Annotated in this window: 20 protein-coding genes; 12 read left to right on the forward strand and 8 right to left on the reverse strand. The window is 71.1% G+C overall.

Features of this window, described 5'->3' with window-relative positions:
• Positions 1 to 142 precede the first annotated feature (142 nt).
• Entirely contained in the window at positions 143 to 2,392 is a 2,250-nt protein-coding gene (locus tag FRCN3DRAFT_RS0209940; protein WP_007511529.1) for an arylsulfatase, read from the forward strand.
• Between the two features lie 84 nt (positions 2,393 to 2,476).
• On the opposite strand, the gene FRCN3DRAFT_RS0209945 is transcribed toward FRCN3DRAFT_RS0209940, so the two are convergent.
• Positions 2,477 to 3,289, reverse strand: coding sequence for an HAD-IIA family hydrolase (locus FRCN3DRAFT_RS0209945; protein ID WP_007511532.1), 813 nt, complete (start codon positions 3,287 to 3,289; stop codon positions 2,477 to 2,479).
• A 120-nt stretch (positions 3,290 to 3,409) separates the two neighbouring features.
• On the opposite strand from FRCN3DRAFT_RS0209945, the gene FRCN3DRAFT_RS0209950 reads away from it, so the two are divergent.
• Positions 3,410 to 4,174 carry a class II aldolase/adducin family protein gene (locus FRCN3DRAFT_RS0209950; protein ID WP_106410171.1) on the forward strand — a complete coding sequence of 255 codons (765 nt, stop codon included), beginning with the start codon at positions 3,410 to 3,412 and terminating at the stop codon, positions 4,172 to 4,174.
• 294 nt (positions 4,175 to 4,468) lie between these two features.
• The gene (locus FRCN3DRAFT_RS0209955; protein ID WP_007511537.1) at positions 4,469 to 5,101 is read left to right on the forward strand and encodes a hypothetical protein; all 633 of its coding nucleotides are present in this window, start codon (positions 4,469 to 4,471) and stop codon (positions 5,099 to 5,101) included.
• Between the two features lie 88 nt (positions 5,102 to 5,189).
• Here the strand turns inward: FRCN3DRAFT_RS0209955 and FRCN3DRAFT_RS43670 are convergent, their stop codons facing one another.
• Positions 5,190 to 6,953, reverse strand: a complete 1,764-nt coding sequence (locus FRCN3DRAFT_RS43670; protein ID WP_232793991.1) for a hypothetical protein — start codon at positions 6,951 to 6,953, stop codon at positions 5,190 to 5,192.
• A gap of 293 nt (positions 6,954 to 7,246) precedes the next feature.
• Here FRCN3DRAFT_RS43670 and ppk2 point away from each other — a divergent pair, with 293 nt between their 5' ends.
• The 6 genes from ppk2 (at position 7,247) to FRCN3DRAFT_RS43680 (ending at position 12,733) form a co-directional block, all read left to right on the forward strand.
• Positions 7,247 to 8,104 (forward strand): polyphosphate kinase 2, encoded by an 858-nt coding sequence (ppk2, locus tag FRCN3DRAFT_RS0209965; protein ID WP_007511541.1) that lies wholly within the window; start codon positions 7,247 to 7,249, stop codon positions 8,102 to 8,104.
• 86 nt (positions 8,105 to 8,190) lie between these two features.
• The gene (locus tag FRCN3DRAFT_RS0209970; RefSeq protein ID WP_007511543.1) at positions 8,191 to 8,862 is read left to right on the forward strand and encodes an adenylate kinase family protein; all 672 of its coding nucleotides are present in this window, start codon (positions 8,191 to 8,193) and stop codon (positions 8,860 to 8,862) included.
• 182 nt (positions 8,863 to 9,044) lie between these two features.
• Entirely contained in the window at positions 9,045 to 9,596 is a 552-nt protein-coding gene (locus tag FRCN3DRAFT_RS0209975; protein WP_232793992.1) for an NUDIX domain-containing protein, read from the forward strand.
• Between the two features lie 59 nt (positions 9,597 to 9,655).
• Complete coding sequence (locus tag FRCN3DRAFT_RS43675; protein ID WP_007511547.1) at positions 9,656 to 10,201, forward strand: SRPBCC family protein; 546 nt, start codon at positions 9,656 to 9,658, stop codon at positions 10,199 to 10,201.
• A 297-nt stretch (positions 10,202 to 10,498) separates the two neighbouring features.
• A complete protein-coding gene (locus FRCN3DRAFT_RS0209985) occupies positions 10,499 to 11,296 on the forward strand; it encodes a serine hydrolase (protein ID WP_007511549.1) in 798 nt (265 codons plus the stop codon).
• Between the two features lie 210 nt (positions 11,297 to 11,506).
• Positions 11,507 to 12,733, forward strand: coding sequence for a serine hydrolase (locus FRCN3DRAFT_RS43680; RefSeq protein WP_007511551.1), 1,227 nt, complete (start codon positions 11,507 to 11,509; stop codon positions 12,731 to 12,733).
• Positions 12,734 to 12,778: 45 nt separating this feature from the next.
• Here FRCN3DRAFT_RS43680 and sthA read toward each other — a convergent pair whose 3' ends face one another.
• The gene (gene sthA, locus FRCN3DRAFT_RS0209995; RefSeq protein ID WP_007511553.1) at positions 12,779 to 14,188 is read right to left on the reverse strand and encodes a Si-specific NAD(P)(+) transhydrogenase; all 1,410 of its coding nucleotides are present in this window, start codon (positions 14,186 to 14,188) and stop codon (positions 12,779 to 12,781) included.
• Between the two features lie 312 nt (positions 14,189 to 14,500).
• Positions 14,501 to 17,173, reverse strand: coding sequence for a non-ribosomal peptide synthetase (locus tag FRCN3DRAFT_RS0210000; protein WP_007511555.1), 2,673 nt, complete (start codon positions 17,171 to 17,173; stop codon positions 14,501 to 14,503).
• Positions 17,174 to 17,647: 474 nt separating this feature from the next.
• Between FRCN3DRAFT_RS0210000 and FRCN3DRAFT_RS0210005 the strand changes: the two genes are divergently transcribed.
• Complete coding sequence (locus FRCN3DRAFT_RS0210005; RefSeq protein WP_007511558.1) at positions 17,648 to 18,394, forward strand: O-methyltransferase; 747 nt, start codon at positions 17,648 to 17,650, stop codon at positions 18,392 to 18,394.
• Between the two features lie 209 nt (positions 18,395 to 18,603).
• Here the strand turns inward: FRCN3DRAFT_RS0210005 and glpX are convergent, their stop codons facing one another.
• Positions 18,604 to 19,590, reverse strand: coding sequence for a class II fructose-bisphosphatase (gene glpX / locus FRCN3DRAFT_RS0210010; protein WP_007511560.1), 987 nt, complete (start codon positions 19,588 to 19,590; stop codon positions 18,604 to 18,606).
• 328 nt (positions 19,591 to 19,918) lie between these two features.
• Between glpX and FRCN3DRAFT_RS0210015 the strand changes: the two genes are divergently transcribed.
• Entirely contained in the window at positions 19,919 to 20,503 is a 585-nt protein-coding gene (locus tag FRCN3DRAFT_RS0210015) for a DUF4245 domain-containing protein (RefSeq protein WP_083401415.1), read from the forward strand.
• A gap of 79 nt (positions 20,504 to 20,582) precedes the next feature.
• Here the strand turns inward: FRCN3DRAFT_RS0210015 and FRCN3DRAFT_RS0210020 are convergent, their stop codons facing one another.
• Both FRCN3DRAFT_RS0210020 and xseA read right to left on the reverse strand, forming a co-directional pair.
• A complete protein-coding gene (locus tag FRCN3DRAFT_RS0210020; protein WP_007511564.1) occupies positions 20,583 to 20,843 on the reverse strand; it encodes an exodeoxyribonuclease VII small subunit in 261 nt (86 codons plus the stop codon).
• Positions 20,840 to 22,147, reverse strand: a complete 1,308-nt coding sequence (xseA, locus tag FRCN3DRAFT_RS43685; RefSeq protein WP_051466777.1) for an exodeoxyribonuclease VII large subunit — start codon at positions 22,145 to 22,147, stop codon at positions 20,840 to 20,842. The genes FRCN3DRAFT_RS0210020 and xseA overlap by 4 nt, the downstream gene beginning before the upstream one ends.
• A gap of 302 nt (positions 22,148 to 22,449) precedes the next feature.
• On the opposite strand from xseA, the gene FRCN3DRAFT_RS0210030 reads away from it, so the two are divergent.
• Positions 22,450 to 23,409, forward strand: coding sequence for a 4-hydroxy-3-methylbut-2-enyl diphosphate reductase (locus tag FRCN3DRAFT_RS0210030; protein ID WP_007511568.1), 960 nt, complete (start codon positions 22,450 to 22,452; stop codon positions 23,407 to 23,409).
• A gap of 188 nt (positions 23,410 to 23,597) precedes the next feature.
• Here FRCN3DRAFT_RS0210030 and FRCN3DRAFT_RS49350 read toward each other — a convergent pair whose 3' ends face one another.
• On the reverse strand, positions 23,598 to 25,046 hold the full coding sequence (locus FRCN3DRAFT_RS49350; RefSeq protein ID WP_232793993.1) for a glycoside hydrolase family 16 protein: 1,449 nt from the start codon (positions 25,044 to 25,046) through the stop codon (positions 23,598 to 23,600).
• Between the last annotated feature and the right edge of the window lie 32 nt (positions 25,047 to 25,078).

Genomic DNA, 25,078 nt, shown 5'->3' on the forward strand with positions numbered 1-25,078 from the left:
CCGTGGGGGTCTGCGGAACCCGTCGGCATCGACGTTAGCCAGGAACTTGAACGTGTTCAACTCGCGCGCTGGGTGGTGCGTTGGTAGGAGGTTGGCTGCCGTCAGATTGATCCGGTCGGTCACAGCATGGAGGCTGACAGACATGCCGCCCTCGTCCCGGCCGCCGGCAGGCGCGCCGAACGTCGTCGTGATCCTTCTCGACGACCTCGGTTTCGCCCAGTTCGGCGCCTACGGCTCCGACATCGCCACACCGGCCGTGGACAGGCTCGCTGCGGCTGGGTTGCGCTACAACCGCTTCCATGTGACCGCGCTGTGCTCGCCCACCCGCGCCGCGCTGCTGACCGGCCGCAACCACCACGCGGTCGGCATGGGATTCCTCGCCGACCTGCCGACGACCGACCCCGGCTACACCGCCCGCATCCCCCGCTCGGCCGCGACCCTGCCGCGCCTGCTGCGCGACGCCGGCTACAACACGATGGCGGTCGGCAAGTGGCACCTCGTCCCGTCCGGGGAGCGCAGCTCGGCCGGCCCGTTCGACCGGTGGCCGCTGGGCCTCGGATTCGAGCGCTACTACGGCTTCCTGCGCGGCGACGCCAACCACTGGGCGCCAGAGCTGGTCCGCGACAACTCCTACGTCGAGCCGCCCGCCGGCCCGCGCGACGGCTACCACCTGACCGAGGACCTCGCCGACCAGGCGGTCCGGATGGTGGTGAACCAGCAGGAGTCGGCGCCGGGCAAGCCGTTCTTCCTCTACTTCGCCACCGGCGCGATGCATGCGCCGCACCACGTCGAGCGGTCCTGGGCTGACGCCTACGCCGGCCGTTTCGACCTCGGCTGGGACCGCTGGCGCGAGGAGGTCTTCGCCCGCCAGCTCTCCTCCGGGGTCGTTCCGGCGGGCACGACGCTCACCGAGCGGCCGTCCTGGGTTCCCGGCTGGGCGGACCTGAGCGCAGACCAGCGCCGGGTCTTCGCCCGCATGCACGAGGTGTACGCCGGGTTCCTCTCGCACACCGACGCGCAGATCGGGAAGGTCGTCGAAGCGCTCGAACGGCTCGGCGTGCTCGACAACACGCTGCTGTTCGTGATGTCCGACAACGGCGCGAGCGCCGAGGGCGGCGTGAGCGGCACGTCCAACGAGCACACCTTCACCCACCGGGTCGTCGACGACCTCACCGACAACCTCGCCCGGCTGGACGACTGGGGCGGCCGGCGCGGCTACCCGCACTACGCCTGGGGCTGGGCCTGGGCCGGCAACACGCCGTTCCGGCTGTGGAAGCGCTACACCTGGCTCGGTGGCACCCGGGTGCCGATGATCGTGCACTGGCCGGCCGGCATCGACGCCGGTGCCGTCCAGGCGGCGAGCGGCGTGCGCGGCCAGGTCGGCCACGCGATCGACGTCCTGCCGACGGTTCTCGACGCCTGCGGGATCGAGCTGCCCGATTCGGTCGACGGTGTGCGCCAGCAGCGGATCGCGGGCGCGAGCCTCCGGCCGACCTTCACCGACCCGGCGGCGCCGAGCCCGCGCACGACGCAGTACTTCGAGATGCTCGGCTCCCGTTCGATCATCGCCGACGGCTGGAAGGCGACCACCGACCACGTCTCGGAGGGGGTCATCGACGAGGAACGGCTGATGGAGGGCAGCCGGCACTTCGACGACGACCGCTGGTCCCTGTTCCGGCTGGCGGACGACTTCTCCGAGGCGCACGACGTAGCCGACGACCATCCCGAGGTGGTGGCGCGGTTGGAGCGGCAGTGGTACGTCGAGGCGGGCGCGAACAACGTGCTTCCGCTGTACGACGGCATGCTCAAACGGATCGCTACGCTCCTGCCCCGCGCCTACCCGCCGGCGCAGACCGTGGTGCTTCGACCGGAGGGCGGGCCGGTCTCGGACGACTCGCTGCCGCTGATGTTCGGCGGCGCCCGGATCATCGCCGACGTCGAGGTCCCGGACCCGGCGGAACGAGCCGCCGGGGTGCTGTTCGCCCTCGGCGACTGGACCGGTGGGTTCGCCGCCTACGTCGTGGACGGGACGCTGCGCGTCGCGGCGGCCATTCCCGGCGCGGACCTCGAGGTGGTGGCCGGCCGGCCGCTGCCCACCGGCCGGCACTGGGCCGGGCTGGTGCTGCGGCCCGAGCCGGCGGGCGGCCTGCACGTCGACGCCGTCGTCGACGGTGAGGCGGTCGGGACCATCCACGTCGACCACACGCTGCCGTTCGTCTGGCAGCACGGCGGCACGTCGATCACGCTCGGCGCCGATCGCGGCCTGCCGGTCAGCGAGGGCTACGACCCGCCGTTCCCGTGGACCGGCACGCTGCACCAGGTGCGGATCGACGCCGGCTCGCAGCTGCCGCCCGAGCGCGACTTCCTCCGGATGGCACTCCAGGTCGAGTGAGGCACCGGTAAGGCGTGGCCTGCCCGTTGCGAGCGGTGGCCGGGACGAAGCGCTGCCAGGACGAGGCGCTGCCGGGACGAAGCGCTACACCTGTTCGACGTCCTGCGTCAGGGTGCGGACGTCCTGGCCGACCTGGATGTCGGCGACGCTGCCGACGACGGCGGTCGGGCGGAAGGGGTAGCGCCCGATGTCGGCGCGGGCGGTGATGCCGGACAGGACCAGGACGGTGTCCATGCCGGCCTCGAGGCCCGCGATCACGTCGGTGTCCATCCGGTCGCCGATCATGACGGTGGTCTCGCTGTGCGCGGAGAGGCGGTTGAGACCGGTGCGCATCATCAGCGGGTTGGGCTTGCCCACGTAGTAGGGCTCGACACCGGACGCCTTGGTGATCATCGCCGCGACCGAGCCGGTCGCCGGCAGCAGGCCCTCGGTGGACGGGCCGGTCGGGTCGGGGTTCGTCGCGATGAACCGGGCACCGTCGCGGACCAGCCGGATCGCCTTGGTGATCGTCTCGAAGCTGTACGTCCGGGTCTCGCCGAGCACGAAGTAGTCGGGCGAGCGGTCGGTGAGGACGTACCCGATCTCGTGCAGCGCCGTCGTCAGCCCGGCCTCGCCGGCGACGTAGGCGGTCCCGCCGGGGCGCTGGGCGTCGAGGAACCTGGCGGTGGCCAGCGCCGACGTCCAGATCCGGTCGGCCGGGATGTCGAGGCCCGAGCCACGCAGCCGGGCCTGCAGGTCCCGGGCCGTGAACATCGAGTTGTTGGTCAGGACCAGGTAGCCGAGGCCCGCGGCCGTGATCGAGGCGAGGAACCGGTCCGCGCCCGGGACGAGTTGCGCCTCGTGCACGAGGACGCCGTCCATGTCGATGAGGTAGTTCTCAATGACCCGAGTGCCCACGACTCGGGGATTCTGCCGTCAGTGACCTGCGGATGCTCGCACCGGGTCGACAGGCACGTCACCAGTGCCTTTGGCCGATCCGGTGTCGGGCTCATGGAGGCCATGTGGTGCGCTAGTGGCATGGCTGACAACCTGATCTTCCGGCTGCCGCCGACGTTCGAGACCGTCGAGCAGGAGCGCCAGCACCGCAAGGAGCGGCTCGCCGCCGCCCTGCGGATATTCGGCTGGTTCGGCTTCGAGGAGGGCGTCGCGGGCCACATCTCCGCGCGCGACCCGGAGCTCACCGATCACTTCTGGGTCAACCCGTTCGGCGTCTCGTTCTCCCACATCCGGGTGAGCGACCTGATCCTGGTCAACCAGGCCGGTGAGACGATCGAGGGCCGCTACCCGGTGAACCCGGCCGCGTTCGCGATCCACTCCCAGATCCACCAGGCCCGGCCGGACGTCGTCGCCGCGGCGCACAGCCACTCGCCCCACGGCCGGGCGCTGTCCACCCTCGGCCAGCTGCTCGAGCCCATCACGCAGGACGCGTGCGCGTTCTACGAGGACCACGGCCTGTTCGAGGAGTTCGGCGGCGTCGTGCTCGACCTCGACGAGGGCAAGCGGATCGCGGCGGCGCTTGGTGGGCACAAGGCCGTCATCCTCGCCAACCACGGCTTGCTGACCGTGGGCGACTCGGTCGACACGGCCGCCTGGTGGTTCATCACGATGGAGCGTTCGGCGCAGGTGCAACTGCTGGCGAAGGCCGCGGGCACGGTGAAGCACATCGCCCACGACAACGCCCGGCTCACCCACGACCTCAACGGGAACCCGCTCACCGGCTGGCTGAACTTCCAGCCCCTGTGGGACCAGATCACCCGGCGCGAGCCCGACCTCCTCGACTAGCTCGGCCAACCACCGCCCACCGCCCCGGGCGGCTCATATCCACTCCGAACCAGGTGGTCCAACGGGATGTTCGTCCCACTGGAGTGCCACTTAACCCATGGTTCCTGGAACGTCGGCAAAACGCCCAGCGTGGGACGAGACGGCGCCTCGCGTGGCGGGACAACGTAGACCCGAGGCCGCGCGTCTGTCCTGAGGGTGGCCGACTCCTGGGCCCGCGCTGGCGCGGTCGAGGCATGGTCGCGACCCTCGGTGACGCCGGGGGGCACGGGGTGGGTCTGATCGCAAGGAGCCGGGGTGGCGGGGCGGCGCAAGGAGTACCGGACCTGGGACGAGCTCAGCGTCTCGGAACGGCGCCGGGGACTGACGATCCTGGCCGGGGCCGGAGTCGTGGCGGTGGGGGCCGTGGTCCTGGTCTACGGCGGTACCGGCGGCGGCGGTACGCCCGTCGGCGCCCCGCCCCCGGCGACGGTCGCCGCAGCGGCTGTCGAGTCCCCGGCCGACACCGGTCCCGACCTCGACGAGTGGTACGCCGCGATCGACGGCTACCGCAAGGACATCGGCCAGGCCGAGGCGGACGTCCGCACGGCGATCGCCCAGGCCAACGGGATGGCGCTCCAACCCGCGTGCGCCCTGCTGGAGACGCACGCGACCGCCGCCGACGGCGCCGGCGTCGCGGCGCCGGCCGGCGACGCGGGCCAGGCATGGACGGACGGCCTGCGCGCGTTCACGCGGGCCACACGATCCTGCGCGCAGCTCTTCGACGGCACCCAGGTACCCCCGTCCACCCTGCTGACCGAGACCAGCACCTCGCTGGACGCCGCCGACACGGCCTGGGCGCGGCTGTCATCGCCCGGCACCCGCGTCGCGGATGCCGCCGCCGGGTCGGGAGGCTCGCCCGCGCCGACCGCGTCCGCGGTCGCGGGCTGAGACCCGGCTCAGGGTCAGGACCAGGCCCAGGGCGCGCCCGCGGGCCAGCCCCGCTGGGGCCGGCCCGCGGGCGCGGACGAACGGAACGTCAGGGCGTTGTCGTCGGCGTCGGCGCTGCCGCTCGCGTCGCGTCGGTGGACCTCGGGGCGGACGGCTGGGTGGCGGTCGCCGACGGCGACTTCCCGGGCAGGTTCAACGGCATGCTCGGGGCGATCGTGACACCGGGCAGCAGCCCGGTGTCGGTCGCCGACGGCGTCGCGTTCGGGTCGGCGGACCCCGTCGGGGACGCGCTGGTCCGGATGATCGGTCCGTTCGCGCGGTCGAGCAGGGTCACGGCCGGGCTTGCCGACGTGAGCGTGGCCTTTACCGGCGCGAACAGGAATGACTCCTGCGGCTTGTAGTCGGCGTCCAGGAAGAACGCCCGCTCGATCGACTCGACCTGGACCGTCGCCCTGCTGTCCCGACCGGTGCCGACGACCCGGATCGCGCGAATCTGCTCGATGTCCTCGGCCACAGATCCCGGCGGCAGCTCGATCGCGGTCGCGGCCGGCTCGTCGCGCCGAAGCGACCACTTCGCCACCCCGAGGTCCGACCGGTAGATCGTCGGGTTGCCGGCCAGCTTGACGCCGACCGAAACCCCTACCCAGGCCGCGTCGGTGTTGGGTGTGCCCTGGGTGGACTTGCGCAGCACCAGGTAGAGGTAGGACCGCGGGTCACCGGCCGACTCGGTCGGGCTCGCGGACGGGTCGTCGATCGGGTCCTCGGCGGTCTTGCCCTCGCGGACGAGTTCCTGCGACATCATCCAGTAGGTCCACGGATTGCGGTCCATGATCCCTTCGGGCGCCTCGCTGCGCGGGTCGAGGCTGTCGAGCGCGGACAGCGAGAAGCGCATCTGCCCGTCCGTCTTCCCGCACACGTTGTTGGCGAGCCCGCAGATCTGGATGACGGGGTGCGCGCCCTCGTAGCCGCCGGTGAACGGGACGGTGGAGCCGTCCTGGCCCTGGACGGCGGCGCTTCCGGGGACGGCCTGGCCGGCGGCGTTGACCTCCACCTGGTAGACCCAGGCGATGTCGGTGCTGCGCCCCCACTGGGCGAGCGTCTCCGGGACGGAGGCGGCGCCGTCCTCGTTCGAGTAGATGACCGAGTAGCGGTAGATCTTGTTGCCGGTGCTCGGCGAGGTGGCCTCGGTGTGGAACGCGACCATCGGCGTGTCGGTCACCGCGCTCTGGAACGGCCCGTTGACGTCCGGCGTCACTCCCTGGCCGCTGCGCCCGTAGATGATGGGGGCGTACTGGGTGGCGGCGAAACCGGCGTCGGCGGCGGTGACGGTGCGGAACTTCAGGCCGGTGAGGTTGGCCGTGTGCGTGGCGGCCGGGGAACGGTCATCGGCGAACCTCACCTTCAGCGTGTGGCTGCCGGCTGGCACGTTGCCCAGGTCGAGGCTGCGGGGGATCGGGAACGACGCCGGGATGACGACGTCCGTCGTGTAGGTGTCGTCGACGTAGAGCGAGATGACCGCGGACTCGCCGCCGTTCGTCCCCCAGGATGCCTCCGGCGACGCCGTGCCCAGGTCGAGGATGACCTCGCCACCCGTCGAGGTGAACGGCGTCGACACCTCCTGGCCACGGGTAACGGTGAGGTTGAGCGGCCCCGTCGGCTTGTCCTTGCCCCCACCGCAGGCGACCGCGGTGGTCGCCAGCACCGCCGCCGCGACGCCGGCACCCAGCAGCCGCAGCGTGGCCCGGCCGCGGGCCGCGGGCCGGCCGGGACCCGTCTCGGTGGTCGCCGTCGCCTCCGGGGTCCCGGTCTGATCGCCGACGCCGATCAGGGAGGTGTGCGCTGTCCCGGTCACTGGCCTCGCCTCCGCCTCCGTGCTATTGCCGTCCTTCATCCTGGACTGTCCTGGTGTGGCGGGTTCAGGCGGCTCCCGCAGGTCTGACCTCATTGGTCGCGAACGTCGCCGGGGACACGTCTTTGGGGGTGGCCCGCCGCAGTGGGCGAACGTCGGAGTGACTTTCCGTGTTTGATCCGGTACTCAAAGGCTTGTTCGTCGGCGTCGCCGGATCGCCGATCGGCTCCGGCGTCCGGGTGCTACGAAGGTCGGGGTGCCGGGAGTCGGGGTGCCCGGGAGAGGGAGGGACGGGCGTGCGCGAGGATCGCGGTGCGGACAGCGCCAGTGCGGACAGGGCCAGTGCGGACAAGGCCGAGGCGGAACGGCCGGCCCGGTTGTCGAAGTCGGCCGCGGACTCCGAGCTGGAGCGGCTACAGGTCGAACTGGTTCGTATGCAGGAGTGGATCGTTCATTCCGGCATGCGTGTCGTCGTGGTCATGGAAGGCCGTGACACGGCCGGCAAGGGCGGCACGATCAAGCGCATCACCGAGCGGCTCAACCCGCGGCACTACCGGGTCGTCGCCCTGACGACCCCGACCGAACAAGAACGCACGCAGTGGTACTTCCAGCGGTATGTCGCGCATCTCCCGCCGGCCGGCGAGATCGTGTTCTTCGACCGAAGCTGGTACAACCGCGCCGGGGTAGAGCGCGTGATGGGCTTCTGTACCGACGCCGAGTACGACGAGTTCATGCGCACCTGCCCGCAGCTCGAACGGGCACTGACCCGCTCGGGGATCATCCTGCTGAAGTACTGGCTGTCGGTCAGCGACGAGGAGCAGGAACGCCGCTTCCACGCCAGGATGAAGGACCCGGGAAAGCGCTGGAAGCTGTCGGAGATGGACCTGCAGGCCCGGGCGCACTGGGTGGACTACGCCGAGGCGAAGGACGAGATGTTCGCCTATACCGACATCCGCGAGGCGCCGTGGTTCGTCGTCGACGCGGACGACAAGCGCTCCGCCCGGCTGAACCTCATCGCGCACCTGCTGTCCCAGGTTCCCTACCAGGAGGTCCCGCACCCGAAGGTCGCGCTGCCGCCGCGCCAGCAGCGCGCCTACAAGCGCCCGCCGATCGACAGCCAGACCTGGGTGCCACGCCGCTACGCGGTCGACTGACCGGGAGACCGGGCACCACGTCCATCGACCGGCGGCACCGGGGACAGCACCGGCCGGGACGGCGCCAGGCCAGGGAGGTGGCACGCGTGCGCAAGTACGTCATCATGGGCGTCCAGGGCAGCGGCAAGGGAACCCAGGCCCGGCTGCTCGCCGCCGACCTGGACCTCGTCCACATCAACGTCGGCGACATCTTCCGCTGGAACGTTCAGAACCACACCAAGATCGGTGCTCAGGTGCGCCGGGCGGTCGAGCGCGGTCACCTGGTCGAGGACGACCTGGTCGAGCGGGTGGTACGGGAACGGCTGGCCAACCACGACTGGAACTACGGCTTCGTCGTCGACGGCTTCCCCCGCAACGCCCGGCAGGCCGAGTTCTTCCTGGAGAGCTACGACCTCGACGGAGTCATCTACCTCGACCTTCCGGATGAGGAGGTCGTGCGCCGGGTGCTCGCCCGCCGGCTCTGCTCCCGTTGCGGCCTGGACTACAACCTGATCGCCAGCCGGCCGAGGCACGCCGGGGTGTGCGACGTGTGCGGCGGCGCGCTGGTGGGCCGGGCCGACGACAACCCGGAGGCGCTCGCCGTCCGGCTGCGCGAGTACCACGGCAAGACTCGGCCTGTCCTCGAGATCTTCCAGCGCAAGGAGTACGTCGCGGCGGTCGACGCCCGCCAGCCGGTGCCCGCCGTCCAGGCCGACATCCGCGGGCGGCTGCGCCTGCCGCCGGTCGGCGCTGCGCCGGTCGTCACGCCCAGTCGGTAGCGGTATAACCGTGCATTTGCACGCGCATTTTCCACGGAAAGCCGCTCGGCGGTTTTTGGCGGTATTTGGCCATTAGTGTCACGATTGGTGACGCGTAGAGTTATCGGACCTAGACCTTAAAGTTTGCCCAGGCTGCCCGGTCGTGTACATGGATGAGGCAATGCGGGGGTACGTTGCGTGGCGTGTCCGTGTCGAACAACGCAGTGGTCAGCACCGCGCTCGGCTACGTAGAGGCGAACCCCTCTGAGCTGGATACGGTTCGCGACCTCGTCATCCTGTCCCTGCTCGGCCCGCCGATCACCTTGCGCGGCACGCTCCCGGCGCACCTCGCGTGCCGGGCGGTCGTGCTGACGTCCGACCAGCATGTTTTGACGATTCGTGACGGGGAGCGGCCGGGATGGCAGTTCCCGGGCGGGCACGTCGAGGACGAGGACTGCTCGCTCCTTGGCTCGACGCTGCGCCAGTTGCGCGAGCTCACCGGCATCGATCCGAACGTGCTGCGCCCGGAGTCGGCGCTGCCCTGCGATCTCGAGGCGGTCCCCGTCGACACGGTGCCCGGGCTCGACGAGCCCGAGCACGTCCACTACGACTTTCGCTACCTGCTGCACCTGCCGTCCCAGGAGCTCGGCTTCGACGTAGCGGTGGACGTTCGGTGGGTTCCGGTGGACGAGCTTCCTGGAAGACTGGGCGCGAAGCTCCGGCGCAGCTCCCGGACGCCGGCCGCTCTGCGCTAGCCGCGCGGTTCCTGGCCGCGGCCGCTGGCGCTTGCCCGGCCGAGGCGGGAGGTTCAGGCATGGCGCGGGACGACGGTGGCGCGGGTAGTGGTGGCGGCCGCGCCGCGAACGGATTGCAGTCCTTCGAGCTGGTCGTCGAGTCCTCGGCGCCCGCCACGGCCGTCTTCGCGTTGCTCGCCGACGGCGCGAGCTGGTCGTCCTGGGGCGGCCTGCTCGTCCCGCGCTCCCGCTGGTACCGGACGGGCACGCCCGCGCCGGGCGGCGTAGGCGCGGTGCGGGAGCTGGGCATGCGCCCCGTCCTGTCCCGCGAGGAGATCGTCGAGTTCGTGCCGCCCCACCGCCTCGTCTACACGATCGTGTCCGGCATCCCGGTCCACGGCTACAAAGGGATCGTCGAGCTCGATCCACTGCCGGGCGGCGGCACCCGCATCAGCTGGCGAGCGACCTTCGTGCCGGCCTACCGCGGCACGGGCCCCCTGCTGAGGCTCTTCGCCCTCACCGCGGTCGGCTCGTTGGCGCGCCACCTCGCCAAGGCGGCGGCCGCCGGCCGCACCCCCGGCGTGCCGACGGCGGTGCCCGCTCCCGGGACGACCCCGGACCGCTGAGGGCGCCAGCCGTCCGGCACCGGAACATCGGGCGGCGACAGATCGGGCAATACCCGCGCGAGCTGCGCCCGGTGTGACGGAAATGATCCGGCCCGCTGCTTCCCGTCGTAATTTCCTCATATTGACAAAATATCGCCACGGAGCGTGAAGAATAGTTTCGACAACTTTTACGGCGGGCAATCTCAGTGCTAGGGCGCCGTATGTATACATGCGGTCATGGCGCTTTTTCGTGGTCGTTCCGTTCCTTCGTGCCGTCCGGGTGGTGCCTCGCGCCTCCAGGTGCGTCTAGCCGGTTTGGTGGGTGCTGGGATCATTGCCGTCGCCCTGGTCACGGCCGGTCCGGCCGCCAACGCGGCCTCGGCGTCGACGACGCCGTCGTTCACCTCCGCCCTGGCCGCGAAGTGGCGTTCCTACCTCGCGACCAGGCCGGGTTCCGTCAGCGTCGCCCTTTATGACCGGAGTACCGGTCGGACCATCTACGTGACCAAATCCGTCGGTAACGGATGGGAAACGGCGAGCACGGTAAAACTGGACATCCTTGCCCACCTGCTCTCGAGAACCGGGCAAAACGGAAATCTCACGGCCGCGCAGCTGAAGCTGGCCAGGCCGATGATCTCGGTCAGCGACAACGCGGCGGCCAGTTCCCTGTGGAACCAGGCCGGCGGGCAGAGCGGGATGGACGCCTTCTTCCGCGAGCTCGGGACGACCGCGACGGCAGCCGGCGCCGGCGGCAAGTGGGGCCTGACGAAGACGACGGCCCTGGACCAGCTCAAGGTCCTGCGCGCGGTCTCCTACCCGGGCGCCGTCCTGTCCAAGAACGCGCGAGCCACCGCCACCGGCCTGCTGAACACGGTCGTGCCAGCGCAGCGCTGGGGCCTGACCGCCGGCGTGCCGACCGGCGTCTCCGTCCAGGTCAAGAACGGCTGGCTGCCCTACGACGGCGGCTGGGTGGTCAACAGCCTCGCCCACGTCCACGGGGCAAACAAGGACTACGTCATGGCCGTCTACACACGCAACAGCGCGACAGAGCAGACAGGAATCAACACCATTGCCGGCCTGTCGCGCCTCGCCTGGTCGACCGTGCCGGCCGCCTGACCCCGGCCGTCGGCTGTGCCCACGCCATCTGGGCACGGCCGATCGTCCAAGACCGGGAAGAGTTGAAGAATTTGTAACTATCCGGAACATTGCGCGTAGTCCAGGATATGTACAAATTCGGTCATGGTTTCCGGCCGCTCGGCCCGCCGACCCCGCACGCGGCGGCGTTCTCGCGCGCGGCTGGCGAGCCTGACGGTCGCGGTGGGGGCTGTGGCGCTCGCGACCCTCGGTGGCCCGCCCTTCACGGCCGCCGCTACCGCCGCTACCGCCGCTACCGCCACCGCGACGGCGACGGCGACCGACGGTCGCGCCGTGTCGACGGCCGCGGCCGTCGTCGTCGATCGGGCGGTATCGGCGAGCCCGACCGACGTCGCCGGCGACTCCGCGCTCGTGGGAGTTCTCGGCATCGACTTCGTGGTCGCGGCGTCGGCTGGTACCAGTTCGGCTGGCCCGGGTTCGGCCGGCGTGACGCCGTCGGCTCCCATCGCCGCCGCGACCGCTCCGACCGCCACCGCCGCGACCGCCACCGCCGCGACCGGAACCGCCCCGCCCGGAACCGCCCCGCCCGCGACGACACCCGCGTCGGCGCCGCCAGCGGCGACCTGGGAACCGGCGCCGGCCGGGCCGACGCCGACGCCGTCGGCGACCGCGAGCGGGCCACCCACCACGGCCGATCCGGACTCGTCGTTCGCGCCGGTCCTCGCGGCCGAGTTCCGCTCCTACCTGGCCACGCGTCCCGGCGCCGTCAGCGTCGCCCTGTACGACCGGACCAGCGGGCTGACCGTGGACGTCACGAACTCCACCCGGACCGGGTGGGAGACCGCCAGTACGGTCAAGCTCGACATTCTCACGGCGCTGCTCACCAAGACCGGTGAAAGCGGTCAGCTACCGGCCTCGCAGCTGCGGCTCGCCAAGCCGATGATCTCGGTCAGCGACAACGCGTCGGCGAGCGCCCTCTGGCGCCAGGCCGGTAGCCAGAGTGGGATGAACGCCTTCTTCCGCGCGTTCGGAATGACCGCGACCACGGCCGGCGGGAGCGGGGCGTGGGGGCTCACCAAGACGACCGCCTATGACCAGCTCCGCGTCCTGCGAGCCGTCTCGTACCCGGGTTTGGGCCTGTCCGCCAATGCCATGGCAACCGCCACGAGCCTGCTGGGCACGGTGGTCGGGTCGCAGCGCTGGGGCCTGACCGCCGGCGTGCCGGCCGGTGTGTCAGTGGAAATCAAGAACGGCTGGCTGCCCTATGGCGGCGGCTGGGTGATCAACAGTCTCGCGCACGTGCACGGGGCCGGCAAGGACTACATCATGGCCGCCTACACCCGCGACAGCCGAACCATGGGCATCGGCGTCGAGACCATCTCGGGCCTGTCCCGTCTCGCCTGGCAGTACGTCCCGGCAGCCCCGGTCCTGGACCCGAACGCGCCGCCGGAGCCCTGACCGCGCCGGCTCGGTTCCGGCGGCGCGGCGGCGATCGCCCAGGCCTCAGCCGCTGAAGCGAGCGACGGCGCGCATCTTGTTCATGGCATCCAGCGCGGCGACCTTGTAGGACTCGGACAGCGTCGGGTAGTTGAAGACGCTGTCGACGAGGTAGTCGATGGTGCCGCCACAACCCATCAGGGTCTGGCCGATGTGCACGATCTCCGTGGCGCCGGTGCCGAAGACATGGACGCCGAGCAGCTTGTGGTCGTCCGGGCTGACCAGCAGCTTGAGCATGCCGTAGGAATCGCCGACGATCTGGCCGCGGGCGAGCTCGCGGTAACGGGCGATGCCGACCTCGAACGGGATCGAGCTTTCCGTCAGCTCATCCTCGGTCTTCCCGACGTAGGAGATCTCCGGGATCGTGTAGATCCCAATCGGCATCAGATCGGCGCGCAGCCCGTGTACCTCCTCGCCGCAGGCCGAGTAGGCGGCGAGCCTGCCCTGCTCCATCGACGTCGCCGCGAGTGCGGGGAAACCGATGACGTCGCCGACGGCGTAGATGTGGTCCGCCTCGGTGCGGAAGTCGCTGCCGACCTTGATGCGGCCGCGGTTGTCCGCGGCGAGCCCCGCCGCCTCGAGCGCGAGCGCGTCGGTCAGGCCCTGCCGGCCGGCGGAGTACATCACCGTGTCGGCCGGGATCTTCTTGCCGCTTTCCAACAGGGTGAGCGTGCCGCCGTTGTGCCGCTCGACGGACACCACGGCCTCGCGGAACCGGAACGTCACGGCCAGGTCGCGCAGGTGGTACTTCAGCGCCTCGACGATCTCGAGGTCGCAGAAGTCGAGCATCCGGTCGCGGCGTTCGACGACGGTCACCTTCGTTCCGAGCGCGGCGAACATCGAGGCGTACTCGATGCCGATGACGCCCGCGCCGACGACGACCATCGAGCCGGGAATGCGGTCGAGGTTCAGGATCTGGTCGCTGTCGACGACGGTGCGGCCGTCGAAGGCGACCGTCTCCGGCCGCGCCGGCCGGGTGCCGGTGGCAATGATGATCTTCTCGGCGGAGATCCGGCGCACCTCGAGGCCGTCCAGCCCGGTGACGGAGACCGTGTGCGGGTCGAGGAACTTCGCCATCCCGGTCACGACCGTGACGTGGTTGCGGGAGAGCTGGCTGCGGATGACGTCGATCTCGCGGCTGATCACATGCTGCGTGCGGGCCGACAGGTCACCGACGGTGATGTCGTCCTTGACCCGGTAGCTCTGCCCGTACATCTCGCGCTGTGAAAGACCGGTGAGGTAAAGGACGGCCTCGCGCAGCGTCTTCGACGGGATCGTGCCCGTGTTGATGCAGACGCCGCCGATCATGTCGCGCTTGTCGACGATCGCTACGCGCCGGCCAAGCTTCGCGGCGGCGATCGCGGCCTTCTGCCCGCCCGGCCCCGACCCGATGACCAGGACGTCGTAGTCGAACATTCGGGCTCCCCCTCAGCGACCCGCCCCGGGTCCGTGTCGGCCGGCCCGCGTGCGTGCGTGCTGAGAGTATCCAGACTGAACGGGAAATAAGGCCACAGTGCTGGGGTTGTTACCCGCATTTTTCCGTCGCGGTTCCGTCGGCGACACCAACGGTGGGCCGCCGCCGGAGCCCGTAGCCCGCCAGCATGAGCCGGCGGCCCCCTGCCGATGCCGACGGAGGCGGCACGGGCCCCCGGAGTGGGGCCGGTCAGCCAGGCCGGACCGGGTGAGGTGGCACCCGAGGCGCGGGCTGGCGCCGTCGCGGGCTCGAGATCACTGCCAGTCCGGCAGGTACCACGACGCCGAGGCCAACTCGTCGCGCAGACTCTCGGCCAACGCCGCCACATGCGGTTCCCGCAACATGGTGTCGTGCGTGCCGGGCATTCGGTGAACGGTGGTGTGGCCCCGCAGCAGGCGTCGCCAGGCTGCTTCGTCCGCCTGGCTGTCCTGCTCGGCCATGTACAGCACAGTTCTGCCGTCGTAGGGACGGATACGGTAAAACGACGTCAGCAGCTCACTCTGCTTGAAGAAGCGTCGGTATGGGCTTGTGCCGGTCCGGATGTATCCCGTCAGCGCCAGTTCCGTCAACCAGCGCGGGGTCCCGCGGGTCGGACGGTACCCAGACGGCACGAGCCGCGGCCGCCGCGATTCTCGCCGGGATTCCTCCTCTGGCCGGGAAACCTCCCCGGATATCGGCTCCGCGTCGAACAGCGGCACCTTGCCGCCCGAGGCCAGGAAGGGAAGCCTGGTGTCAACGATGGCCAAAAGGGCAACCAGCTCGCCGGCGGCCGTCAGTCGTTTCGCGATGTCGTAGGCGACGAGGCCGCCGAAGGAGAATCCCACTAGGTGATATGGCCCGCGGGGCTGGACACGGCGTAGGTCGGCCAAATGCCGACGGGCATGCTGTTGCACGCTCCAGTCGGCCCGCGCGCGTTCTTCCAGGCCCCTTGCCTGAAAGCCGACCACGGTGCGTACGCCATCCAGACGGCGAGCCAGACGGAGAAAGCTCAATGCCATGCCGCCGCCGCCGGCGAAGCAGAACAGCAGCGGCGCGGAGCCATTCCCGACCAGGCGGACACAGGTCGCGCCTGGCGTGGCCGTCGGTGAGCGGTTGATCTTTTCCGCGAGTGCCGCGACCGTCGGTGCCGCGGCCAGGACCGACGGGGGGAGGTCGACGCGGAGGTTCCTGTTGATCTCGAGGATCAGCTGCTGCGCCACCACCGAGTCGCCGCCGAGTTCACCGAACTCCTCGAAGACCCCGATGTCGTCCAGGCCCAGCACCTGCCGCCAGACCTCCAGGAGGAGCGCCTCCGGATCCGTCCGCGCACGGGTGCGGTCCGCGCCAGCCCGTTCTGGGATGTCGGGCAGCGCCCGCCGGTCGATCTTTCCCCGTTCGGTGCGGGGTAGCGCGTCGAGCAGCAGGATCCCCGTCGGGACCATCCAGGGCGGGAGCTTCTCGCGCAGATGGCGGCGGATGTCGGCGATGGTCGTGCTCGCCTCCGGAACGAGCTCGACATAGGCGCAGAGCCGGGGCTCGCCGGTCGAAGGCGACGGCCGGCCGGTGGCCACGGCGGCGCGGACATCCGGCAGAACCAGCAGGGTGGCCTCGACCTCGGCCGGTTCGACCAGATAGCCGCGAATCTTGACCGCGGCATCGGCCCGCCCGGCGAGCCGCAGAAAACCGTCGTCGTCGACCTTGCCCAGATCCCCGGTTCGGTAGAACCGGCGGCCGTCCGGGGAGGCGCCGAAGCGCTCGGCGGTTCGCTCGGGGTCACCCAGATATCCAGAAGCGAGGTAGTCGGAGACGATGACGACCTCGCCGGTCTGACCTGGGCCGAGCACGGTGCCGTCTTCGTCCCAGATCTGCGCCTCGCGGTCCGGGACCGGCCTTCCCGCGGGCAGGGCGCCAGGAGGCATCGGCGACGTCCTGCCATACACGTTGAAGGCCAGGCAGCCGATCTCGGAAGCTCCCGTCCAGTTGGCGAAGACGGCCTCGTCGCTGAGGCGCGGCCAGAGCGCGGCGACGTCCCTCCCGTTGACCGGTTCGGTTGACGTCGTCACCAGTCGCAGATGGTCGAGGACACGGCCAGGCGGCAGGTCGGCCAGCAGCCTGCTCAGCAGCGAAGGAGCCATGTGCAACGTCGTCGGCCGCCGCTCGGCGAGCCAGGTGAGCGTACCGGCGGTGCCCGCCGAGCGCGGGTCGAAAAGACAGAGGGTGGCCGCGCTGCACAGCGCCCACAGGACGACCTCGAAGCCGGCCGCGAACGAGTACGGCAGCAACAACGCGACCCGGTCCGCCGGTGTGAAACCCAGCGCGGCGCATCCGGACCACGCGTCGCACATCACCATGCGCTGGCCGCGGATGACGCCCTTCGGGGCACCGGTGGACCCGGAGGTGAAGAAGATGGCGACGGCGCGGTCGCCTACGGGCGGCGTCGGTCCGGCGTGCGGGCCGTCATGGGCCGGGAGCGCGGTGTTCTCGGCCGTGGCCAGGGCCTCCGCGAGGAGGGCGACCCGACCGTTCGTGCCGGCGGCCGCGCGCGCCGCGTCCGCGTGCCTGGCACTGGTGAACAGAAGCGGCGCCCCGCTGGCCGCGAGCATGCTGGCCAGCCGCGCGGCGGGCGCCGTCGGGTCGAACTGCGTGAACGGCCGGCCGGCCTTTATCGCCGCAAGAAGTACGACAATCCCGTCCACGTCCTGTCCGAACAGGGTCGCGATCGGTTCCGTACCGGTGCCGAGCTGGGCCGTGATGACGTGGGCGAGGACGGTCGACCGGCGGTCCAGCTCGGCGTAGGTGATGCTGGAGTCCGCTGAGACGACGGCCACGCGTTCCGCCGCGGCCGCCGCGACCTCACCCACCCGGATCGCCAGCGAGCTTTTCTCGTATGCCTTTCCAAAGGGCGGGACCGAGATTCCCCAGGACTCCGTCGAGGTGACCGCGGTCATCTGCGGGTGATCCCTCCTTGGCATTACGTCTCGCTGGTGAGAACTGCTCCAGCCCCGACCACCGCGAACACCACGGGCCGACCGGCGGGCGCTATGCGTCAACAACGCGATGTTGATTCCTGTGTTGCGGCGTGATGCCGCGACAGATGGCCACGCCGGCGGCAAGCGTGGCCGGTCGTGGCGATACGTTAGCGCGTTGCGCTAGCGGAGCATAGCAGGCGGAGTTGACGCGCTGCCTGGATCTCTCCGCTCCGCGGCGAGGCGTTAGTCGTGTCAGTCGCCTCGTAACTAGTCGGCGGGTACTGGTCGGTGTCGGCGGTAAAAAGGATGTTGCGTGGGTCCCGCGGGCGGGAACATCCGCCGCGGGGCTCAAGGACGTCCTTCGCGCTCGGAGCATCCAACGCTCCCGGCCGGTCGGCGGCGGTGGCACGCGTGCTAGCGTCCGTCCTAGGTCAGGACGCGGTTGGGGGACACATGGCCGACGAGAATGCTCGCGGGGTTCTGGGGGAACTTCCGCGCCGTGCTATTCGGCGGCTGCGAGGGAACGATTCCCCTGAGGCCAAGACCCACTTCGTATGGAAAAGGGTCGTGCGCTATGCGCGCGGCCACACGACCCGACGTGACCCGGTCCTCGCGGATCTGGCCGCCGCGACGCGCGAGCTCGACGGGCCGAAATGGCTTCCCATGATGGAGGTCCCCCACGAGCAGGGAGTCCTGCTGACGATCCTGGTGGCGGCCGCGGCGCCCGCGCAGGCCATCGAGATCGGTACCTTCACCGGTTACTCGGCGCTCTGTATCGCCCGGGGGCTGCCGCCCGGTGGGCGGCTGCTGTGTCTTGATGTCGAAGACAGCTATACCGCGGTCGCGCAGCGGCACTGGAAGGCGGCCGGCGTCGATGACCGGATCGAGCTGCGCATCGGGCGGGCCGTGGACAGCTTGGCCGAGCTCCCCGAGCAGCCGACCTTCGGGCTCGCGTTCGTCGATGCCGACAAGGAGTCCTACATAACCTATTGGGAGCAGCTCCTGCCGCGGATGCTTCCCGGCGGGTTGATCCTGATGGACAACGTGCTGTGGCATGGGCGGGTGGCCTATCCGTTCCTTCTCGGGAAGAAGGAGCGGAAGCTGCGCCGGTTCAACGACCACGTCGCGGCGGACCCCCGCGTCGAGCACGTGATGCTGACGGTGGGCGACGGCATGACGGTGGCGCGGGTCCTGTCGTGATCTTCTCCGGGACGGGTACCGCGTTCACCTGACCGCGCGGAGGCCGCGCTCCGGAGTGGCACCTGGCCGCCCGCCGGCCGCGCGGGCGGGCGCGGGCGGGCGCGGGCGGCGGGCACCGACCGGCCGCGTCACCGGGTCGCCGCCATGATCGCGGCGTGGACCCCGTGGGGCGGGCGCTCTGATCCGGGACCGAGTACGGCCGGAGATCGTCAGAACGGGACCGTCGAGTAGGCCTGCAGTTTCGTGAGCTGGTGCTGGCTGTCGACGCGGCGAATGGTGCCGCTGCGCGAACGCATGACCAGCGACGACGTGTTCGCGCCGCCCGGCCGGTAGCGCACCCCGGCAAGCAGCTCGCCGTCGGTGATGCCCGTCGCGACGAAGAACACGTTGTCGCTGTTCACCAGGTCCAGCGTGGTCAGCACGCGGGTGGTGTCATGGCCGGCGGCCTCGACCTTGCGCCGCTCGTCGTCGTCGCGCGGCCAGAGGCGGCCCTGGATCACGCCGCCGAGGCAGGTCACCGCGCAGGCGGTGATGATCCCCTCCGGCGTGCCGCCGATCCCGAGCAGCAGGTCGACGCCGGTGTCCGCGGAGGCGGCCATCACGGCGCCGGCGACGTCGCCGTCCGAGATCAGCTTGACGCGCGCACCCGTCGCCCGGATCTCGTCCACCAGCTGGGCGTGCCGTGGCCGGTCGAGCACGACGACGGTGACGTCGCGCGGGTGAATGCCCTTGGCCTTCGCCACCGCGCGGACGTTGTCGTCGACGGAGGCGTCGATGTCGACGACGGCGGCGGCCTCCGGGCCCGTCACGAGCTTGTCCATGTAGAAGCAGACACTCGCGTCGTACATCGTGCCGCGCTCGCTGACGGCCATCACCGAGACAGCGTTGTTCATGCCCTTGGCCGTCAGCGTGGTGCCGTCCACCGGGTCGACGGCGACGTCGCACTCCGGGCCCTCGCCCGAGCCGACCTCCTCGCCGTTGAACAGCATCGGGGCCTCGTCCTTCTCGCCCTCCCCGATGACGACGACGCCGCGCATCGAGACGGTGCCCACCAGCCGGCGCATCGCGTCGACGGCGGCGCCGTCGGCGCCGTTCTTGTCGCCGCGGCCCACCCAGCGGGCGGCGGCGAGCGCGGCGGCCTCGGTCACCCGGACCAGTTCTAGAGCCAGGTTGCGATCAGGTGCCTGACCCTGCACGGCAAGCGGTTCGGGGACTGCCCGGCTGTCATGTGCCACAGCTGAAGACTAGTTCGCCGGCCCGGCCGCCGCCTGCGGTTGTGACCGCCATCCGATCTCGCCGCAAGGCGCGACGGACCGCGGGCGCCGCGGTTACGGGTGGGCACGGACGGGTAAGGGCGCGGGCGGCCGTCATGCCCCCTCCGCACGGCGGCCGCCCACGCGTCACGTCCGACGCGCGCCTCGCCGGAAAGGTTGCGCCGACGTTTTCGTGTCGCGCGCCACGCTCCGCCCGCCCGCCCGCGCTCCCCCGGCCGTCCGCCGTTTCGCCGACCAGCATCATGGGAGGGTGGCACGCAAGCGTGGTCAGGAGACCATTCGGGACATGGCACTCTCGCTCGCCGTCGTCATGGCGGGCGTCTTCGCCTTCGCCTTCTTCGTCCTTCCGCGCGGCGACGACGAACAGGCGGTCAAGGTCGTCGACAATGCCGACGTCTCGGTCACCTCGTTCGCGCGGCAGGCCCCTTACCAGGTGCTCGCGCCGGCCGGCCTCGCCGATGACCTGTGGAAACCCACCTCCCTGCGAGTCCAGGCCCCCGGCGCGGTCAAGGGCGTCGACACCGGCCTCACCGTGCTGACCATCGGCTATGTGGTCGACCGCAAGGGCGACCGGACGTTCGCCCGCTACGAGGTGAGCAACGCGCCGGACGCCGTGCAGCGTCTGCTGGGCAACCGCCCGGTGACCGGCCGGCGCACGATCGCCGGTGCGACCTGGGACGAACGCCGCGCCGACGACGGCCACCTGGCCCTCACCCGCACGGCGGGCGGCTCGACCGTGATCATCGATGACGGCGACGGCTCCGGCGGCGCGAGCTCCGCGGACCTCGAGGCGCTCGCTGGTTCGGTGCGCCCGGTCTCGACGTCCGCCGCCTGACCCTCGACCGCTTGACCATCCGGCCGTGACCGCCCTGGACCGCGCCCGCCGGCCGGCGGGCGCGGTAGGTCAACCGCTGTCAGGGCGACGGGCGCCCCGGCCCTGGCTGGGGTTCGGCGGCGGCGATGCGGGCCCGGGCGCCGTCGAGCAGGGCCTGGCAGGTTCTGGCCAGTTCCTCGCCGCGTTCCCAGAGCGAGAGCGACTCCTCCAGGGTGACGCCGCCCGCCTCCAGCCTGCGCACGACGTCCTCCAGCTCCGCGCGGGAGTCCTCGAACGTGGGTCCGCCCCCGGCGGGCCTGCCGGGCCGCGCGGCGGCCTGCTCGGTGCTCGGCTCGGTCAAAGCGGGGCTCCTTGGGGTTCTCGGGCGGGGGTGGGTTGGCTGGAGGCGGGGCCGGCTGGGTCGGGGACGGCGGCCGGGTCGGGGACGGCGGCCGCTTTGGTGACGACCGCTTCGAACGAGCCCGCCGCGACCCGGATCCGGAGCGCCTGGTCCGCGGTGAGCGTCGCCGGGTCGCGGACGAGGGCACCGCTGGCCGCGTCCTGTACGAGCGCGTAGCCGCGATCGAGGGTCGCCGCCGGCGAGAGGGCGCGCAGGCGGGCGGTGGCGTGGACGACGTCGCGGCCCGCGACGTCGACGGCGTGCGTCACGCAGCGCCGCGCCCGCCGGGCGAGCGCGTCCACGGCCTCCGCCCGCCGATCCAGCTCCCGGTACGGCGCGGCGAGCACCGGACGGCCGCGCAGGTCGGCGAGCGCCCGATGTTCCCGCTCGATCCGCTGCTCGACCACCCGGCGGGCGCGGGCGCGCAGCTGCGCGACGATCGCCCCCTGTTCCGCGACGTCGGGCACCACCCGCTTGGCCGCGTCCGTCGGGGTCGAGGCGCGGACGTCGGCGACGTAGTCGAGCAGCGGGCTGTCCTGCTCGTGCCCGATCGCCGACACGACCGGGGTGCGCGCCGCGGCGACCGCGCGCAGCAGCGCCTCGTCGGAGAACGGCAGCAGGTCCTCCAGCGAGCCGCCACCCCGGGCGATCACGATGACCTGTACCTCCCGGTCGGCGTCGAGTTCGCGCAACGCGTCGATCACCTGGCCGGCGGCGAGCGGCCCCTGCACGGCGACCTCGCGGGTGACGATCCGCACCGCCGGCCAGCGCCGCCGGGCGTTCTCCACGACGTCGCGCTCGGCGGCACTCGCCCGCCCGGTGATCAGCCCGATCGCCGTCGGCAGGAACGGGAGCCGGCGTTTGCGGGAGGCGGCGAACAGGCCCTCGGCGGCGAGCAGCTGGCGCAGCGCCTCCAGCCGGGCAAGCAGCGCGCCCACGCCGACCGGCCTGATCTCGAAGACGTCGAGCGACAGCGTGCCCCGCCCGGCGAAGAACGACGGCTTGCCCCACACCACCACCCGCGCGCCGTCGACCAGCGCCGGCCCGACGGCGTCACACACCGCTCGCGCGCAGGTGACCTGCAGCGAGACGTCCGCGACCGGGTCGCGCAGGGTCAGGAACACCGTGTTCATCCCAGGCCGGCGGGAAATCTGGGTCACCTGCCCCTCCACCCAGACACGCCCGAGCCGTCCTATCCACTCACCGAGCGCGCGGGACACCGTCCGCACCGGCAGCGGCTGTTCGGGGCTCGATGTCAACGCCACGCCCGCACCGTAGGACATACCGACGGGCAGATCCCGGCCCTGTCCTCCCTGGCGCGTGGCCTTGGCACGGTTTTCCACCTGGTGACGGCGTGTTCCCGGGTATGCCTTGCTCATCACACTGCGGGCCCGCCGTGGCACGACGCGCCGTCGACCGGCCGACACCCCCATCCGGAACTCTTCGCGGTCCAGGCCGCTGACCAGGCACGACAGGTGGAAGCGCTGAGTAGGACGGAAGCCGGCAACGCGTGACGCACCGGCAGCCGGTCTTCCCGCCGGGCCCGTGCCGCGTAGACTGCCGAGACATGGGGCGGGTCCTGCTGGCCAAGCCGCGCGGCTACTGCGCCGGTGTCGATCGAGCGGTTCAGACCGTGGAGAAGGCACTGGAGCTGTACGGCGTTCCGGTATACGTGCGCAAGCAGATCGTGCACAACGCTCACGTCGTCAAGACGTTGGAGGCGAAAGGCGCGATCTTCGTTGAGGAGACGGAAGAGGTGCCGCACGGCGCTACCGTCGTGTTCTCCGCACACGGAGTAGCACCCACGGTGCACGAGGAGGCGACGGAGCGGAAGCTCCGCACGATCGACGCCACGTGCCCGCTGGTGACCAAGGTTCATCATGAGGCGCGCCGGTTTGCCCGTGAGGACTACGACATCCTGCTCATCGGCCACGAGGGCCATGAGGAAGTCGTGGGCACGACGGGCCAGGCGCCGGACCGGATCCACCTGGTGGACGGGCCCGAGGACGCAGCTGGGGTGGCGGTGCGTGACCCCAAGCGGGTTGCCTACCTCTCCCAGACGACGCTCTCGGTCGACGAGACCATGGAGACGGTCGACGCGCTGCGCGAGCGGTTCCCGCACCTGACGGGCCCGCCGAACTCCGACATCTGCTACGCGACCCAGAACCGTCAGGTGGCGGTCAAGGAGATCGCTCAGGCGGTCGACCTGATCCTGGTCGTCGGCTCGCCGAACTCGTCGAACTCGGTCCGCCTGGTCGAGGTCGCGCTCGACGCCGGTGCGCCGGCCGCGTACCTCGTCGACAACAGCGAGCAGGTGCAGGAGCAGTGGCTCGACGGTGTGGAGACCGTCGGCGTCACCAGTGGCGCCTCGGTGCCGGAGGAGCTCGTCACCGAGCTGATGGCCTGGCTCGCTGACCGCGGCTTCAACGACGTGGACGAGGTCACCTCCACCGAGGAGCACCTCCTTTTCGCCCTCCCGCCGGAGCTCCGCCGCGACATGCGCTCCAAGGAACGCGCCGCCGGCTGAGCCACCGGGGTGACGCTCGCCCACGCTCACTGAGCGTGGGCGCGCCGCGCCGGCTGTTCGTGTGCCTGGACTGGTGCTTGTCGGCCGGGGCCGCGGTCGGGAAGTGCTCCGACGCACCTGTGGCAAGGACCAAGCCTCGAACGGGATGAGTACGCGGTCTTCCGTTCAGGGCGGTCGCCCATCGAGCGCTAGAACGGCACGCCGCCCCGCCAGATCGATACGGGCCCGACAGTCATGGTCTGGGGAAAGGCCGTCGACGCGGGGTTACCGGCGCCGATGGCGATGTTCAGCACGAGGTACTGCGGCTTGCTGAACGGCCAGTCCCATCCCGAGGCCCGCGCGTCGTCGGCCCAGATCCGCATGTGTTCGCGCCGGTCGACGTAGAACCGCACGGTCTGGCCATCGAAATAGACCCCGTAGGTGTGGGGACGGGCACGTAGGTTCTTCCCCAGGTCGACGGAGCCGCCGGCGTCGCCCCAGCCGAACTCGGCTTCGGTCCGCGGGTCGGCCGCCATGGACATATGGGCCGCGCTGTGCACCCAGGTCGTGTCCTCGCCGACGACCTCCATCACGTTCAACTCGCCGGACCGCGGCCAGCCGACCTGTCGAATGTCGCCCCCTACGAGCCAGAACGCCGACCAGACGCCCGCCCCCACGGGCACGTCGATCGATGCCTCGACGTACGAGCCCGGCTGCACGGCGACCTTGCCCTCGGTGCTGAGCCGGGCGCTTGTGTAGTGACGCGGGATGCCGTCCGGGCCGGTGGCGTCCTCGCGGTACGCGGTGATCCGGAGATGGCCGGCGCCATCGACCTGGGCGTTGGCGGCGCTCGCGGTGTACGTCTGCAACTCGTTGTTGCCCCAGCCGTTGCCGCCGATCTCGTGGTTCCACTCGGCCGGGTTCGGCGACCTGCCCGCCGGGCCGGCAAAGGACACCACTCTGGTCGGCGGGCCGTTCACCCGCGCAGGCCCGGGCGCGGCCACCCGCCGGACGCTCGCGGCGGCAAGCTGGAAGTGGAAGGACCCGGTCGCGGGCAGGTCCACGTACAGGGATGTGCCGGAACCGCCGGGCGCCGTGCAGACAAACGTCCGGGACAGCAGGTGCCAGGAGCGGTCCGCGAAGCCGCCGTACTGGCTGACCTCCGTCGGCCGCTGCTGGTAGTGCCCGTCACCGAGCAGCATCCCGACCTTGCCACTCGCGGCGTCGGCGTCGCGAACCCACAGCTGCATCCGGTAGGTGCGACCGATCTGGAAGTACTCTTCGGGCGTCCGGAGCGAGATCAGCGCCCACGCCCACGTCCCGTTCCCGCCGCGACGGCTGACGTCCACCGCGGTCGTCCCACCGGCGGGTCCGCTGATCCCGGTGACGCGCCTGAGCTGGACGGGGCCGGAGTCGGACTCGGCGCGCCAGCCCGACAGGTCGGTGCTCGCGGACTCGTTGAGGACGGCGTTCTCGGCGAGCACCGAGGTGGCGGGCGTCGGACCCGGGCCCGACGTGTCGGGGGCGCCCGCCTCCTGGCCATTCGCGGCCGCCACCGCCGAGGCACCCCCCGACGGCGCGGCTTCGCTGGCCGGAGAGACGCGGGTGCTCCTGGGGGCGCGGGTGACCTGCACCAGGACGACGGCCGTGGCCGTCAAGACGACGGCGATGGTGAGCGCGACGACTCTGC

The organism is Pseudofrankia saprophytica, from assembly GCF_000235425.2.
Taxonomy (GTDB): domain Bacteria; phylum Actinomycetota; class Actinomycetes; order Frankiales; family Frankiaceae; genus Pseudofrankia; species Pseudofrankia saprophytica.